The sequence below is a fragment of the Cellulomonas sp. P5_C6 genome (genome assembly GCF_054049635.1).
In genome coordinates this window covers 1-15,533 of record NZ_JBFULZ010000005.1, presented here as the reverse complement: position 1 = coordinate 15,533, position 15,533 = coordinate 1, and the positions used below count along the sequence as shown (strand labels likewise).

Genomic DNA, 15,533 nt, shown 5'->3' with positions numbered 1-15,533 from the left:
CGGGTCACTGCCCGCTGCCGCACGGGAAGGTCTGCCTGACGTCCGCGTCGGCCAGCACCTGCGCTGCGCGCTGCCGACCGAGGTTCCAGTCGGCCAGGCCGGTCGCCGCGGTGACGTCGGCCGAGCCGAGCAGGCACCGGCGCAGGACGGGATCGCCCTCGATCTGGTCGACCGCCGGCACGGCGTCGGCGGACAGTCCGGCCAGGTAGCCGACGTCGACACCGTTGACGAGGTCCGCGGTCGTGTTGTGCCGGACGATCTGGGCGTCGGGGTTCACCAGCGCGAGGCCCAGCATCGCGACCGCGACCACCTGCACGACCGCGCGCGGGAGCCACCGGCCGCGCCACCGCACGCCCGCGGCCATCACCAGCACGAACACCGCCGCGAGCGTCACCTCGACGACCGCGACGAACACGCGCAGGCGGGTCAGGCCGAACGCCTCGACGTACAGGTCCATCCGGCGCAGGGCCGACGCCACGACCCCGAGCGTGCCCAGGCAGAGCACCCCGAGGGCGATCCGGGACAGCAGCCGGTCCTGCGGGGTCTGCCGGGGTGCGCGCCGGGCGGCGACGGCCACGACGACGAGCGTGAGCGCGGTGACGACGACCAGCTGCGCGAAGCCCTCGCGGGCGTACTGCGCGTAGGTGAGGCCGGCCGTCTCCAGCACGTGGCGGTGCCCACCGAGCAGCGCACCCACCTGCACGGCGACGAACGCCAGCACCATCGCGTCGAGGGCCACCACCGGCAGGAGCCACTCGGCTCGCCGCGCGGGCGCCTTCTCGGGGAGGCGTGCGTCTGACCAGCTGGGCGGGGCGATCGCGAGGTGCGCCAGGCTCGCCGCGACGAGCGCGACCAGGAGGCCGACGACGGCCTGGCCGGGGAGCAGGTCGGCCTGGACGTGCGGCAGGTAGCTGGCGAAGACGCGGTCCGCGCTGGCGAACAGGAGCCCGAACACGAGCAGCAGCCCGACGGTGATCGCCACGCTGCGCAGCGCCACCAGCAGCTGCCCGCGGCGTTCGCCCAGCCGCGTCTCGATGCCCTTGGCCACCCACGGCAGCGCGCGGACGGCCCCGGCGGCCCAGCTGAGCGGGGCGAGCACGGCCGCCGGGGCCGACCTCGACGACGTCACCGCGACCGCCCCCGCCCACGCGGCGACCAGGGCGCACAGCACGACCACCCAACCGGCGTCGCGGAACGCGACCACGGCGAAGAGCCCGATCGACAGCACGGCCGTCGCGAGGTCGTTGACGTCGCGTCGGCGCACGAGGGCCGGAGCGGCGGCCGCCCAGACCAGCAGACCGACGAGGGCCGCTCCCAGGCCCGGCCGGTGACCGACGAGCAGCGCTCCGCCGAGCACCCCGGCCGTCGCGCACAGGGCGATCGTGCGGGTCGCGATCGGTCGTCGGCGCTCCGCCCAGAACGGGACGAGCACCCGGGCGAGCCGGCCGGGCTCGCGGAGGACCGCCACAGGACCGCCCGCCACCCAGGAGGGCGGCGGGCCGAGGAGAGCGGGACGGGAGGGGGTGGACGGGGGCGTCGGTGCACCGGAGTCGCTCATGAGCGCCACGCTAAGGACCGGCATCCCTGCACGTCAGAGACTTGCGGCGGGGGTCTCGTGCACGTTCTGTGCAGCGGCCGGCGATCCGCGCACAACTGCTGCCCAGCCCGCACACAGGCGGCCCGGCGCGGCCGCGACCGGTGCTCTGCCAGGGTGGTCGCCATGAGCCCGTGGCACACCCGCAGCAGCACGACCGTCTACGAGAACCCCTGGATCCGCGTCCGCGAGGACCAGGTCGACCGCCCGGACGGCACCCCCGGGATCTATGGCGTCGTCGAGGTCCGCCACGACGCCGTCTTCGTCGTCCCGCTCACCGACGACGACGAGGTCGTGCTCGTCGAGGTGGCGCGGTACGCGACCGGCGGGCTCTCGCTCGAGGTGCCCGCCGGCGGTTCCGACGGGGAGGACCCGGTGCTCGCGGCGCGTCGGGAGCTGCGCGAGGAGACCGGGCTGGTGGCGGCCCGCTGGGAGCGGCTGGGGTCGATGTTCGCGCTCAACGGGATCGCCCGCGCCCCCGAGCACGTCTTCCTCGCGCGCGTGCTGCGCCCGGCCGACGAGCCGACGGAGCAGGCGGAGGAAGGCATCACCGCCGTGCGGACCGTGCCGTGGTCCGAGGTCCTGGGGCTGGTGGCCGACGGGACGATCACCGACGGCGAGACCGTGGCGGCGCTGATGTACGCGGCGATCGCGCTGGGCCGGGTCTCCTGACGGGCACGGAGGGCGTCGCCCGACGCCCTCCGTGCCGGCGGTCAGTGGCAGTACAGCCGCTGGAGCGACTGACCCGTGTCGCCGTAGCGGCGCGTGACCCACCCGAGGTTCACCGAGTAGGCGCAGGCCGGGTCGGCGGAGACGTCGATCGGGATGCCGCCCGTGTTCGTGCCGTTGTGCGGGCCGGACGCCCCGCCCCGGAACGAGTAGGCCCCCGTCGTGAAGGCCCCCGACGGTGTCTGCGGCGGTGCGTGCACCGTGCCGCCGTTGTTGGCGATCGAGACCGAGAAGCTCGACAGGTGCGCGTGGTCGACCGTGTGCAGCAGGTGGATCGTCGTCGCGCCGGACAGCGGGTTGCAGCCGTTGAAGCGGAGCTCCTCGAGGTCCAGGGTGGCGACGACCGCCGAGTTGTCGAAGATGATCGAGTCGAGCTGGTCGGCGAACAGCGGGTTGTCGTTGCTGGCGTCGCGGACCTCGAACCGCACCTGGTACCGCCGCACCGGCTCCCGCTCGTTGACCGGGAGCGTCTCGCCGGCCTGGGCCTTCGGCAGCCCGCCCGGCTTCTTCGGCGGGTGCAGGGCCGTGAACGCCGCGGTGTTCAGGTTCAGCAGGTCGAACGTCCGCAGGAAGTGCGACGGGTCGACGGGGATCACGGCGGTCGAGCCCGGCGGGTTGTACATCGGCACGGTCACCTGCAGGCCGTCGACCGTGACGAAGCCGTCGGGTGCGACGTCGGCCGCGGTGACGACGACCGGGGCGGACTGCGTGGCGCCGTTGCCGTCCGTGTAGAACAGGTAGCCGACGTGCGTGCCCGTGACCTGCGTCGTCACCGGCGTGAGCGTGGCGGGGGCGACCGTCGGCGGGTTGGTCGGGTCCTCCGTGCCGCCCGTCCACGTGTACTCGCCGACGAGGAACCGGTACTTCAGCGCGTGCCCGGTGCCGACGTCGGTGAGCGGGCAGTTGCCGCGCAGCCGCACGGAGCCGCCGAAGACGTACGCGCCGCCGGCCGGGTCGGCGTAGCCGAGAGAGTCGAACGTGGAGCCCGGCAGCCCGTTCCCGGGGTGGATGTCGAACACCTCGACCTGCTGCCAGTGCGGCGTCGTCTCCGGGTCACCGATGACCTTGTCCGTGCAGAGGTCGAGGCAGAAGCAGTGCCCGACGTTCTGCCGGCCCGTCCTGCGCCCGTCCGACTGGGTCTCCGTGATGATCGGCTGCCCGCCGAGCGTGACCGTGACGTAGACGTCGGGGCCCTCGGTCAGCTCGACGTTGATGAACGGCGAGAATGGCGTGCGGCGGAAGTCGGACGCGAGGTAGGTGAGGACGTAGTGGCCGGACCCGTCGGTCGTGGCCGTGCCGAGGGCGTCGTCCTGCAGCCAGTCGGCGTCGAAGGCGGTGACGACCGCGCCCGGGATCGGCGTGTGGTCGTCGCACGTGGTGATCCGGCCGCTGATGGTCCAGATGCCGAAGAGCGCCAGGATGTGGCACCAGAAGCGGTTCGGGATCGCGTACTCCCACACCGCGAGGTACGCGTCCTCCCGCTGCCGCCACCGCGGCTGGAGCGTCGTGACGGCGAGCTGTCGGGCCTTCGCGCCCGGCTCGTGCCTCGGGCGCGGCGGTGTGCCGACGAACAGGTCGAGGTCGAGGGCGCCGCCGTCGTACTCCTTGTCGTCGATCGTCAGGACGTACTTCCCCGACTCCTCGATGCGGGCCACCGCGAGCGGCGCACCCGTGCGCTCGCCCTCGGCCACCTCGCGGAAGGTCTCCTTCTCGGCCGCGACCGCCTGCTCCGTGGCCCGATCACCTGTCGACCGGTACGCCCGCAGCTCGAGGCCCGCGAGCGGCTCCCGGACGTCGTGACACAGCGTGCCCCACAAGGACCCGCGAATCTCGTATGCCACCGTGCCCACCCCCTGATGAGTGGCCGGCACGTCGGTGTGCCCGCCTGCTCATCAGGAGGGGTGCGCCGAGGGGGAGATACGGGGCGCGGGGCGGATCACCCGGGCGCTGCGGGAAGTCTCGGCGATGATGGGGACATGTCGGACCGCCCGGAGCTGCGAGGCCACCTCCTGGTCGCCGCCCCTGCGTTGCGCGAGCCCGCCTTCCACCGGACCGTCATCCTGCTGCTCGACCACGGCGCCAACGGTGCGCTCGGTGTCGTGCTCAACCGCCCGTCGCCGGTGGACGTCGGCGCGGTCCTGCCCGAGTGGCACGCTCACGTCACCGACCCGGCGCGGCTGTTCGTCGGCGGACCCGTCGGTCCCGACACGGCGATGGGGGTCGCCGTCCTGGCGGGGAGTGCCGGCCGTTCGCCCGGCGTCGACACGCTGACGGGCCCGTTCGGGCTGGTCGACCTGGATGCGGCGCCGGAGGAGATCGAGCCGCACGTCGTGGGGGTCCGTGTGTTCGCCGGCTACGCGGGCTGGGGCGACGACCAGCTCGAGGGCGAGCTCGCCGAGCGCTCGTGGTACCTGCTCGACGCGCTGCCCGACGACCTGCTCACCCCGGAGCCCGAGCAGCTGTGGCGGCGGGTGCTGCGACGGCAGGGCGGCGACCTGGCGATCGTCTCGACGTTCGCCGAGGACGCGTCGCTGAACTGAGTCACAGAATCGCAACATCGTCCGCGCGGGGGGCCCTCACGGGTCGCGGGCTGGCACAGTGCGAGCGTGAAGCGATGGGTTGCCGCCGCCCTGGCCGCGGTCGTGGCGCTGGCGCTGTCGGCGTGCGACCCCGCCATGCCGTCCGGCGAGACGAACGGGGCCGAGCTCGACGTCGTCGTCAACGCCGACGGCTCCGGTACGGCGGAGCTGTACCTCGACGACACCACCGTCCGCAGCGACGCGCAGCTGCGCGCCTGGGGCGACGAGGTCGGCGCACGCCTGTTCCCGTCGGCGTCGTCGCGCACGGTCCGCGTCGACCCCAACGGTGGCGGGTACCCGTTCGTCGTCGTGGACGCGCAGGACCTGTACCGGCCAGGGCCGCAGCCCCAGGTCTCGCTCGACACCCGCGATGCCGTGACGTGGCTGCTGGCCGACGGCCCGGACGGCGTGGACGTCGTCGACGTCTCCATCGACTCGCCCCGGGTACCGCTGACCTCGTCGTGGACCCCGTCCCGTGGGGAGGACGAGTCCACGTGGGCATGGTGGGGGATCACCGACGGAACGACGGCGCCGTACGGCGAGCTCGTGATGTCGCCCGCACCCTGGCTCGGGGTCATGGCGGTGCTGCTGACCGGGCTGGGCCTGGCGCTGCTCGTCTGGTCCGTCGTCACGTACGTCCGTCGGCGCCGTCGCGCCCGCGCGATGATCCTGGCCGCCGGTGCGCTGGCCGTCTCCGTGCTGGTCGTGCTCCGGGCCGGCGCGGTCCTGCCGAACAACCTCGGCGTCGCGGGCGTGGCGTCGGACACCTGGGTCCAGGCCGCCTCGCTGGCCACGTTGGCGGTCGTGCTCGTCGCGCCGGCATCGTTCGTGATGCTCGTCGTCTATGCCGCAACCCCGCGGCGACGACCGGTGTTCGCGGCGCCGCCGGGGTGGCCACCACCGCCGCCCGGATGGACACCCCCGCCGGGGTGGGAGCCCGACCCGAGCTGGCCCCCGGCTCCGGAAGGCTGGCAGTTCTCCCGCGACGCAGGCGAGCGTCCCCGTGCGTGACGGCCGCCGCGGCCGCGGCTGTCTCGCCCTCGTGCCCGTCGTCCTGCTGCTGACCGGGTGCGCCGGCGGCCCCGACCCCGACATCTCCGACGCCTGTCACGACGTCTTCGTGTGGGTGATCAGCGGCCAGGAGGACGACGCGTACCCGGACGCCGTGGCGACGGCCCGCGAGCACGCCGGTCGGAGCGACGAGCACGGTCTCGAGGCCGCGATCGGCTCCCTCGAGGCCGCCACGGCCGGGGACCCGGAGGCTCGCCAGAAGGCGTCGGCGGAGTTCCTCGAGACCTGCGACGACCTGGGATGGGCGACGCCCGAGGGGTGAGCGGCGGGCCGGCGTGACACGGGCGTATCGGGCCACGTCAGGACCTGTTTCTGGCTCTCGGCGGGCGTAGATTGCGAAGTGTCGGAGCGCCCCGTGCGGCGCGGGCGGAGAGCGAGTGACGTGACTGCGACGGGGAGCCTGCCACTGCTGTCGGACGACCTGCTTCGGCTCCGAGAGCTGATCCAGGGCGCTGACAGTGTCGAGCTCAAGCTGACGGTGCCCGAGATCTCCCATCGATCGACGACGGCGACTCTCGGGCTGGACCCGCTCGACGCCCAGATCCGCCACGTGTACTTCTTCGACACCCCTGATCTCCGGCTCAGCAAGGCAGGTGTCGTGGTGCGAGCGCGGCGGATCCAGGGACGGGGGAACGACTCGGTCGTGAAGCTGCGGCCCGTGGTGCCCACCGACCTCCCCAGGGAGATCCGCAAGTCGCCGAACTTCAACGTCGAGGTCGACATCGTGCCGGGCAGCTACGTGTGCTCCGCGTCGCTGAAGGGCAAGCTTCCGCCGAGGGCGGTGCGCTCCGCGGTGTCGGGCGAGCAGCCGCTGCGCAAGCTGTTCTCCAAGGAGCAGCGGGCGTTCTTCGCCGAGCACGCCCCCGACGGTTTGACGATCGACGACCTGGCGGTCCTGGGCCCGATCTTCGTGCTCAAGCTGAAGGTGGTGCCGGAGACGTTCCACCGCAGCCTCGTCGCCGAGATGTGGTTCTACCCGGACGGCTCCCGCATCCTCGAGCTGTCGACGAAGTGCCTCCCGGGCGAAGCGCTCGGCGTCACCGCCGAGCTGCGGCGGCTCCTCGCCGACAAGGGCGTCGACCTCACCGGGGCGCAGCAGACCAAGACCAAGACCGCCCTGGAGTTCTTCTCCGCGGAGCTGCAGGCCAAGCCGGTGACCGATGTCGAGCACTGAGATCATCCCGCGGTGGGAGTGGCGGACGTTCGGCGTCCAGTTCGGCCCCGCGGAGGACTACCTGGCCCGCCTGACACCGACGGGGAGCAAGGAGAGCGACGAGCTCTACCTCCTGTCGGTGGGCGGCGACACCGTCAAGGTGCGCGACGGGCTCATGGACATCAAGCTGCTCCGCGAGGTCGGCACCGCCGGCCTGGAACGGTGGGAACCGGTCCTCAAGGCCGCGTTCCCGCTCGGCCGCGGCGACATCGACGCCGTCTTCGCGGCACTGCGCGAGCCCGTGCCCGAGCTGACGCGCGAGACGTACAGCCTCGAGGAGCTCCTCCGCGAGGTCGTGGACCCCCACCCGGGCGTGCGCGCGGTGCCCGTCCACAAGCGGCGCGTCCGGTACACCGTCGAGGGCTGCATCGGCGAGTTCTCCGAGGTCGAGCTCGGTGAGTGGGCGACCAGGACGATCGCGATCGAGTCGGAGGATCTCGACGCGGTCGTGGCCGCCGTCCGAGCCGTCGGACTGGGCAACCGGGTCAACACCAGCTACCCGCGCGGCATGGGTGCGCTGTTCGACGGGGAGCCGCCCCGCTACGCGACCATCGACGTGGGCACCAACTCCGTGAAGTTCCACGTCGGCCAGCCTGCCGCGGACGGCGGGTGGGAGACGCTGGTCGACCGCGCCGAGGTGACCCAGCTCGGTGCGGGCCTCGCACAGACCGGCAGCATCTCGCCCGAGGCGCTCGAACGGACGGCTGAGGCCATCCGGGGGATGGTCGAGGAGGCCCGCAGGTACCTGGTGAGGGAGATCGCTGCCGTCGGGACCGCCGGGCTGCGCATCGCCGGCAACCGGGCTGAGGTCCTGGAGACCATCCACGCGGAGACGGGGGTGTCCATCGAGGTCGTCTCCGGTGAGGAGGAGAGCCGGCTGGCCTACGTCGCCGCGCTCGCCGGCCTCGGGGCGTCCGACGGCTCGATCGTGGTCTTCGACACCGGCGGGGGCAGCTCCCAGTTCACGTTCGGCCAGGGCGCTGCCGTCGACGAGCGCTTCAGCGTCGACGTCGGAGCCGCCCGCTACACCGAGCGCTTCGGGCTCGACGGACAGGTCACCCGCGAGACGCTCGAGGCGGCGCTGGCCGCGATCGGCGACGACCTGGACCGGCTCGACGACCGGCCGACCCCGGACGTCCTGGTGGGCATGGGCGGCGCGATGACGAACCTCACCGCCGTCACGCTGCGCCTCGAGACGTACGACGCGGACGCGGTCCAGGGCTCCGTCCTCGAGCGCGCCGAGGTCGACCGGCAGATCGAGCTGTACCGGACCCAGGACGCCGAGGGACGCCGGTCGATCGTCGGGCTGCAGCCCAAGCGCGCCGAGGTGATCCTCGCCGGCGCCTGCATCGTGCGCACCGTCATGGACAAGCTCGGCATGGATCGTCTGACGGTCAGCGACCGCGGACTGCGGCACGGCCTCATCGTCGAACGGTTCGGCCGCGGCGAGCTGGAGGCGAACAGCAGATGACGCCGGACTTCACGCGTGGGGGTCGATGATCTCGCGGAGCAGCGCCCTGGAACGTCGGCAGGGCTTGGCGACCCGGGCGGTCGCGGGCGGACCCTCGGGCCACGGCTCCGGCTGCCGAACTGGCCGCTACTCGACGTGGGGGCATGTGGGCTCGTAGTCGCGGTTCACCACGTACCGGTTCCACTCGGCCTGCGTGAGGTTCCGGCCTGCAAGGCGGCAGGCGATGTCGATCACGTGCTGCGGCCGGGAGTCCCACGTGAGCACCTTTCCCCGCGGCTGAGCGATGACGATGGTGTGCCCGTCCTTCATCGGTCGTGCCATCGCGACGTCGTCAGGGCTCCCGGCGGTGAGGCTGCCCAGCGGCTCGAGGGTGCTCGCGTCCCAGAGGTCCACCACGCCGTTGCCGGCCGTGATGATCTGCGAGCCGTCGGCGCTGTAGGTCATCTCCCAGACGTGGTTGTTCGGGAAGCGGGTCTTGTCGACGACGTACTCGAGTCGTCCTGCGCGGAGGGCCGCGACGTCGATCACGGCCCACAGGCTCTCGAGGCCGTAGTAGACGACGAGCCTGGTGCCGTCGGGGGAGAAGGCCACCGTGTCGGCGTAGCCGTCGAGCAGGACGTCGCGGGTCGAACCCGTCGCGAGGTCCACCACCGCGAGCGTCTTGTTGACGCTCCATCGACGCGCCAGCAAGGTGCGGCCGTCGGGACTGAGCGCCGGGACATCCCACTCCTCGGCGTTCAGCGCCGGCAGCGCGACGGGCTGCTTATCTACCTCGAGCGTCGTCGGATCGATCATCCAGACGGATTCGACGCTCATCGCGACGATCTTCTGCCCGTCGGGCGTGAAGGTCACGGCGTTTCCAGGCGCGTGGTCGTTGCGCCGGATCGACGTTCCCGTCTCGGGGTCCCACAGCTCCAGCCAGGGCGTACCCGTCTCAGGGTCGGTGTCCGCGGACAGCAACATGCTCGAGTCGGGGCTCCACGCGAACAGGGCCGGCCCCACGGAGCTCACCTCGGTGAGCGGGGTGAGGTCCCCCGTGGCCAGGTCGCGAAACTGGATCGACTGGCCCTCCAGGCCGTTGCCGTACGACTGGTACATGACCTTTGCCCCGTCCGGCGACGGGATGCTGCGCGCGAGGTCGATCCCCTCTGGCTCTGTCGGGAACGAACGCCACCCCGGGAACCCGCCTGTCCCGTCCAGGTCCCACGCGAGGAGCATCTGGTCCGGTGCGACGGAGTACAGGGTGCCCCCGTCGGGGCTGAAGGCGAGGTCCGTCACCTCTTTGGTGTGCCCCAGGAAGTCGTGCGCCTGACCACGGGTCGGGAGGTCCCAGACGACGATCTTCCCGTCGGTGTAGCCCGCCGCGAGCCGGTTGCCGTCCGGACCGAACTCGAGCGCGTTGACCCCCTCGGACTCGCCGACGAGGGTGAACCGCGGCTCGAACGTCGCGGCGTCGAGGACCACCACCCCGTCGGCGTCGGAGTGGACCAGCGTCGAGCCGTCGGGGCTCAGGGCGATGATCGCCTCCCGTTCGCCCCGGTACTCGGGGGTTCTGGCCAGCAGCAGCCTGCCGGAGTCGACGTCGAACGCGCGAAGACTGTCCGTGCCGTACCTCTGGATGACGTAGACGGTCCGCCCGTCCGGGCTGAGCAGGACGCGGCCGTAGATCTGCGGCATGGCGATGCGCAGGACCGGTTCGGCGGGCCGGGCGACGTCCCAGACCACGGCCTCGTCGGTCCAGTTGTCACGCCAGGTCACGGCCGCGATCCGTGAACCGTCCGCGCTGAAGACCAGGGCATCCCAATCGACCCAGGCGCCCTCGGGGAAGCCGCCCAGGGTCTCCTTCTCTTCGAGCGTCCGCGCGTCGAGGATGCGGACGGGGTGCGGGTCGGGCAGGTCGACGTCGGTCCCCGACGGGTCCGGGTCGACGACCGCAACGGCGAGGCTCGCGCCGTCCGGTGAGTACGTGAGGGACAACGTGCGCAGGTCCGGCCGTCCGCCCGTTCTCGTCAGGTCCTGCGCGTCGAAGGTCGTCTGACCCCCGTCGCCGGTACCGAATGCGCTGGTCACGGCTACGGTCCGCCCGTCGGGGCTGACGTCCAGGTATTTGCCGGCTCCGCGGGTGACGGCGACCAGGTCACCGGTCCGCTCGAGAATGTCGTGGAGCGCCGAGCGTGCCGCGACGGAGTCGTCGAGCCGCACGGCCTGCACGCCGAGCAGCGCGGCGAGATCGGGTTCGGTCGTGGTCAGGGCCTCGGCCGAGAGTCGGCGCGAGTCGGCGATCCGAGCCTGGTCGTCGGACCGGCGGGCCGCACCGAGTGCAGTGATTCCGGCGACGAGCGCGACGACCAGCAACGTGGCGACGCCCGCGAGCGCGAGCCGCAGCCGACGGTTGCTGCGTGCCTTCGCCCGGAGCTCTCGCTCGGCGTTCCTCCCTGACGCGTCCAGGAACGACTGCTCGGTCTCCGTCAGCTCCCCGTGGTGCCGGTCGGCCCACTCGGTGGCGGCGGCCAGCCGGACGCCCCGGTAGAGCTCGCTGTCGGGGCGTTCCATGACGTCCCACGCCTCGGCGGCACCCGTGAGGTGGCGGAAGACGCGCTGGCCCTCGATGTCGTCCTCCAGCCAGCCGCGCAGTCGCGGCCACTCCCGCGCGAGAGCCTCGTGGGCGATCTGGACATCACCCTCGTCGCTGCTGACCAGGCGGGCTGCAGCCAGGAGGTCGATGAGCCGCTCGTGAGACGCGTCGAGCGCCAGCCTGTCCCGAGGCACGCGGGCGCGGATCGGCGCGCCGTCGTTGCTGCTGGGTGCGACGAGACGCAGGAACATTCCCCGGACCTGGGCCTGCTGGTGCTCGTCGAACCCGTTGTAGAGGTTCTCCGCTGACTGGGCGACGGCGTCCCGGATACCGCCGGTGGCGCGGTAGCCCTCGACCGTGAGCGTCGGCCCTTCCCGGCGCTCCCAGGTCTGCCGCAGGACGTGCGACAGGATCGGCAGCGCGCCCGGCTCGCCCTCCACCTCGCGCGCAAGCAGGTCGACGAGTCCGGGCTCGAGGCGCAGCCCCGCCTGCCGGGCCGGACCCTCGATCGCGGCTCTGAGGTTGGTCTCGCTCATCGGAGAGAGCAGGTACAGACCCTTCTCGACGAGCCGGGCGAACCCCAGATGCGTCGAGAGCTCGCCCAGCCGGTCCGCGCGCAGGGCGAGTACCACCGGAGCGTCGTACGCCGCGAGACGGTCGAGGTACGCCGTCCGCTCGGTCGCCTCAGTGCACAGGGTCACCGCTTCTTCGGCCTGGTCGACAACGAGCACCGGGAACGGTGGCCGAGCCGCCAGGGCCGCGAGGGAGTCGAGCGGCCGGCTCCCCGGAGTCGTCACGACGACCGCCACACCCTCGGCTCGGAGGCCGGCGACGACACCGGCACGGACCAGGGATGACTTGCCCGTCCCCGACGGACCGACCACCGCGAGCACCCCGCGTTCACGCAGCCGGGACAGGCACGACTCCACGTCTACCTCTCGGCCGAAGAACGTCTCCGCGTCCTCGCTCTCGTAGGGCAGCAGCCCTCGGTATGGGCAGACGAGGCTCGTGGTCAGCGACTCCGCACCATCCAGGTCCGGGTCTTGTCTCAGGATTGCGGCCTCGAGGGTCAGCAGCTCCGTCCCGGGGTCCAGCCCGAGTTCCTCGCGCAGCATCCGCTTGGCTCGACCCAGCACGTCCAAGGCCTCGGTCTGTCGTCCCGACTGGTAGAGCGCCCGGGCGAACAGCGCCCACCGTCGCTCACGGAATGGCGCCTCTCTGACCAGCGCCCGCGCGTCGTCCAGCCTTGCCCGTGCGCGACCGGCGGCGATCTCGGCCTCGACCCGCAGCTCCTGGCCTTCCATCCGCAGGCCGTCGAGCCGCTCCGCCTCGGTGCGGCCGGGCTCCCACTCGTCGAGGTCGGCCAGGGCCCGGCCCCGCCACAGCGACAGCGCCTCGTCGAGCACGTAGGACGCCCGGTCCGGGTCCCCGTCGGCGAGATGGTCGCGCGCCCGGCCCAGCAGGCGCTCGAACCGCCGGCTGTCGATCTGGTCCTCGTGCACGCGCAGCACGTAGGCGCCGTAGGCGGTGGTCTCGATCGCGTCCGGGCCGAGCTGCTTCCGCAGCCTGCTGATGCACCCCTGGACGACCTTCGGCCAGGTGACCGGCGGAGCCTGCGCCCAGAGAGCGTCCGCGAGGACCTCCGTGTCGACCGCTGCGTTGGCCCGGACCACCAGGACCTCGAGGACCACGCGATCGCGCAGGCCGTAGCCGTCGGAGCCGCCGACGGCGAGGGGACCGAGCACCTGGATGCCCACCGTCCGACTGTCCGCCCTGGGTTCCGGCCGGTCAACGGCCGCGATACCGCCGTGTTACCGCTGCCCGGCGCCGTGTTACCGGCGAGGACGACAACGGTCACCAGCGCCGTACTCGGCGGCGCCGACCACCTCGGAGGGCATCATGAAGAAGGGCATCAGTTTCCTCGTCGCACTCGTGTTCACGGCTGGGCTCAGCGCCTGCAGCACCGCCCAGTCCCATTCGTCGCCGGCGGGCCCGCCCACCGTCAGCCAGGTGCACTCGCCCGAGCGCCCATCGACCCGCTGCTCACGGTTCCTCTGCGCGGTCTGATCGCTGTCGCCGCACGAGCGCCGGCCCAGCCATCGCAGGGGGTGGCTGGGCTGTCCTTGCCCGGCCATCCGGGCGATCGTCGAGCGTGATGCATGGCTGGAGCGCATCGTCCGGCCTGATCGTCCTCAGGCCCCGACGTCCGCCCGGTCCGCGCGCCAGGCGGGTCCCGGTCCCGTGGTGGCAGGGGTACTCCGCGTCTGGGGGAGCGTCTTCCGCTCCGCTCTCGCTCCGCCGGAGATTTGAGAGCGAGGGAACTGCTCAGAGCACAGAAAAGCCGCTGGTCGGAGCAGCGACCAGCGGCTTTTCTCGCTAGGGGAGAGCGGACAACTCAGACGTCGTAGTAGAGCTCGAACTCGTGCGGGTGCGGGCGCAGGCGGATCGGGTCGACCTCGGCGTTGCGCTTGTAGTCGATCCACGTCGAGATCAGGTCGGGCGTGAAGACGTTGCCGGCCGTGAGGAAGTCGTGGTCGGCCTCGAGGCTGTCCAGCACCTCGCCGAGCGAGCCCGGGACCTGCTGGATGAGGGCGTGCTCCTCGGGGGGCAGCTCGTAGAGGTCCTTGTCCACCGGGTCCGGCGGCTCGATCCGGTTCTGGATGCCGTCGATGCCGGCCATGAGCATGGCCGCGAACGCCAGGTAGGGGTTCGACGACGGGTCCGGCACGCGGAACTCGATGCGCTTGGCCTTCGGGTTCGAACCGGTGACCGGGATGCGGATGCACGCGGAGCGGTTGCGGGCCGAGTAGACCAGGTTGACCGGGGCCTCGAAGCCGGGGACCAGGCGGTGGTACGAGTTCACCGTCGGGTTGGTGAACGCCAGCAGCGAGGGCGCGTGCTTGAGCAGGCCGCCGATGTACCAGCGCGCCAGGTCGGACAGGCCGCCGTAGCCCTTCTCGTCGAAGAACAGCGGCTCGCCGTCCTTCCAGAGGGACTGGTGGACGTGCATGCCCGAGCCGTTGTCGCCGAAGAGCGGCTTCGGCATGAAGGTCGCCGTCTTGCCGTTCTCGTGCGCCACGTTCTTCACGACGTACTTGAAGAGCATGACCTTGTCGCCCGAGATGGCGAGCTTGTCGAAGCGGTAGTTGATCTCCTGCTGGCCGGCGGTGCCGACCTCGTGGTGGGCGCGCTCGACACCGAGGCCGAGGGCGTCCAGCTGCAGGCTGATCTGGTCGCGGATGTCCGAGAAGCCGTCGACCGGCGGGACGGGGAAGTAGCCGCCCTTGTAGGGGATCTTGTGGCCGAGGTTGCCACCCTCCTCCTCGCGGCCGGTGTTCCAGGCCGCCTCGAAGGAGTCGATCGAGTAGAACGACTCGTTCTGCTTCGTGTGGAAGCGGACGTCGTCGAAGATGTAGAACTCGGCCTCGGGGGCGAAGAACGCCGTGTCCGCGATGCCGGTCGACTTGAGGTACGCCTCGGCCTTCGCGGCGACCTGACGCGGGTCGCGGCTGTAGGGCTCGTCGGTGTACGGGTCCACGATGTGGAAGTTGATGTTCAGCGTCTTCTCGACCCGGAAGGGGTCGATGTAGGCGGTGCTGATGTCCGGGATCAGCTTCATGTCCGACTCGTGGATCGCCTGGAACCCGCGGATCGAGGACCCGTCGAACATCTGGCCGTCCGTGAAGAAGTCCAGCTCCAGCGAGTAGGCCGGGACGTTGAAGTGCTGCATCGTGCCGGGCAGGTCACAGAACCGGACGTCGACGAACTTCACGTCCTCGCTCTTGATGAACGCCAGGACTTCCTCTGGCTTGCTGAACATCCGCTGCTCCTCGGTCGGTGGTACCCGTGGGGTCGGGCAAGGTGAGGTTACGAGCGGGCCGTTTCTCCGCCGTGTACCAAGTGTTTCGACGGCGTTACGAACTCGCACCCCGTGTGACGACTGTTGGACCCTATGCCCCCGGGGCGCCGGTTCGTCAGGGTGCCCGGCCCTAGGACGGTCAGAGGATGAAGAGCATCTCCTGGTAGGTCGGCAGGGGCCACAGCTCGTCGGCCACGATCTCCTCGAGGGCGTCCGCGGCCGCCCGGACCTCCGCCATCGCGGGGAGCAGGGCGTCGCGGGCGTGCTCGGCCTCGGCCAGCGCCGAGTGGCCCACGTCGGCCTTCAGAGCCTCTCGCAGCGTGGTCAGACCGGCACGGAGGGCGGCGACGGGGGTGCTGACCTCGTCCAGCGGGGCCATGTCGACGTCGACGCCGACGGACTTCAGCGCGCCGATGTTCAGGGCGACGTCGGTCTGGTGCCG

11 protein-coding genes are annotated in these 15,533 nt (G+C 71.7%); 6 read left to right on the top strand and 5 right to left on the bottom strand.

Annotation, left to right across the window (positions count from 1 at the left end; all coding sequences use genetic code 11):
• Positions 1 to 4 precede the first annotated feature (4 nt).
• Positions 5 to 1,558 (bottom strand): DUF4153 domain-containing protein, encoded by a 1,554-nt coding sequence (locus ACXJKG_RS01250; RefSeq protein WP_456843943.1) that lies wholly within the window; start codon positions 1,556 to 1,558, stop codon positions 5 to 7.
• Between the two features lie 162 nt (positions 1,559 to 1,720).
• On the opposite strand from ACXJKG_RS01250, the gene ACXJKG_RS01245 reads away from it, so the two are divergent.
• Positions 1,721 to 2,266, top strand: coding sequence for an NUDIX domain-containing protein (locus ACXJKG_RS01245; protein WP_456843942.1), 546 nt, complete (start codon positions 1,721 to 1,723; stop codon positions 2,264 to 2,266).
• Between the two features lie 41 nt (positions 2,267 to 2,307).
• On the opposite strand, the gene ACXJKG_RS01240 is transcribed toward ACXJKG_RS01245, so the two are convergent.
• The gene (locus ACXJKG_RS01240; RefSeq protein ID WP_456843941.1) at positions 2,308 to 4,164 is read right to left on the bottom strand and encodes a carboxypeptidase-like regulatory domain-containing protein; all 1,857 of its coding nucleotides are present in this window, start codon (positions 4,162 to 4,164) and stop codon (positions 2,308 to 2,310) included.
• 135 nt (positions 4,165 to 4,299) lie between these two features.
• On the opposite strand from ACXJKG_RS01240, the gene ACXJKG_RS01235 reads away from it, so the two are divergent.
• The 5 genes from ACXJKG_RS01235 to ACXJKG_RS01215 all read left to right on the top strand — a co-directional run bounded on the left by ACXJKG_RS01235 (position 4,300) and on the right by ACXJKG_RS01215 (position 8,657).
• A complete protein-coding gene (locus ACXJKG_RS01235; protein ID WP_456843940.1) occupies positions 4,300 to 4,863 on the top strand; it encodes a YqgE/AlgH family protein in 564 nt (187 codons plus the stop codon).
• Positions 4,864 to 4,929: 66 nt separating this feature from the next.
• Entirely contained in the window at positions 4,930 to 5,913 is a 984-nt protein-coding gene (locus tag ACXJKG_RS01230; RefSeq protein WP_456843939.1) for a hypothetical protein, read from the top strand.
• Complete coding sequence (locus ACXJKG_RS01225; protein WP_456843938.1) at positions 5,906 to 6,235, top strand: hypothetical protein; 330 nt, start codon at positions 5,906 to 5,908, stop codon at positions 6,233 to 6,235. The genes ACXJKG_RS01230 and ACXJKG_RS01225 overlap by 8 nt, the downstream gene beginning before the upstream one ends.
• A gap of 120 nt (positions 6,236 to 6,355) precedes the next feature.
• Positions 6,356 to 7,147, top strand: a complete 792-nt coding sequence (locus ACXJKG_RS01220) for a hypothetical protein (protein ID WP_456843937.1) — start codon at positions 6,356 to 6,358, stop codon at positions 7,145 to 7,147.
• On the top strand, positions 7,134 to 8,657 hold the full coding sequence (locus ACXJKG_RS01215; RefSeq protein WP_456843936.1) for a Ppx/GppA phosphatase family protein: 1,524 nt from the start codon (positions 7,134 to 7,136) through the stop codon (positions 8,655 to 8,657). The genes ACXJKG_RS01220 and ACXJKG_RS01215 overlap by 14 nt, the downstream gene beginning before the upstream one ends.
• A 126-nt stretch (positions 8,658 to 8,783) precedes the next feature.
• Here ACXJKG_RS01215 and ACXJKG_RS01210 read toward each other — a convergent pair whose 3' ends face one another.
• From ACXJKG_RS01210 to ACXJKG_RS01200, 3 genes are all read right to left on the bottom strand, one after another.
• Positions 8,784 to 12,989 (bottom strand): nSTAND1 domain-containing NTPase, encoded by a 4,206-nt coding sequence (locus ACXJKG_RS01210; RefSeq protein ID WP_456843935.1) that lies wholly within the window; start codon positions 12,987 to 12,989, stop codon positions 8,784 to 8,786.
• A gap of 638 nt (positions 12,990 to 13,627) precedes the next feature.
• Positions 13,628 to 15,052 (bottom strand): type I glutamate--ammonia ligase, encoded by a 1,425-nt coding sequence (glnA, locus tag ACXJKG_RS01205; protein ID WP_456843934.1) that lies wholly within the window; start codon positions 15,050 to 15,052, stop codon positions 13,628 to 13,630.
• A 178-nt stretch (positions 15,053 to 15,230) separates the two neighbouring features.
• On the bottom strand, positions 15,231 to 15,533 hold a 303-nt coding region (locus tag ACXJKG_RS01200; protein ID WP_456843933.1), incomplete at its 5' end, for a hypothetical protein.

Coding starts and splice junctions, on each gene's coding strand:
- ACXJKG_RS01250 (WP_456843943.1), bottom strand. CDS start 1,558: ATGAGCGACTCCGGTGCACCGACGCCCCCGTCCACCCCCTCCCGTCCC.
- ACXJKG_RS01245 (WP_456843942.1), top strand. CDS start 1,721: ATGAGCCCGTGGCACACCCGCAGCAGCACGACCGTCTACGAGAACCCC.
- ACXJKG_RS01235 (WP_456843940.1), top strand. CDS start 4,300: ATGTCGGACCGCCCGGAGCTGCGAGGCCACCTCCTGGTCGCCGCCCCT.
- ACXJKG_RS01215 (WP_456843936.1), top strand. CDS start 7,134: ATGTCGAGCACTGAGATCATCCCGCGGTGGGAGTGGCGGACGTTCGGC.
- glnA (WP_456843934.1), bottom strand. CDS start 15,052: ATGTTCAGCAAGCCAGAGGAAGTCCTGGCGTTCATCAAGAGCGAGGAC.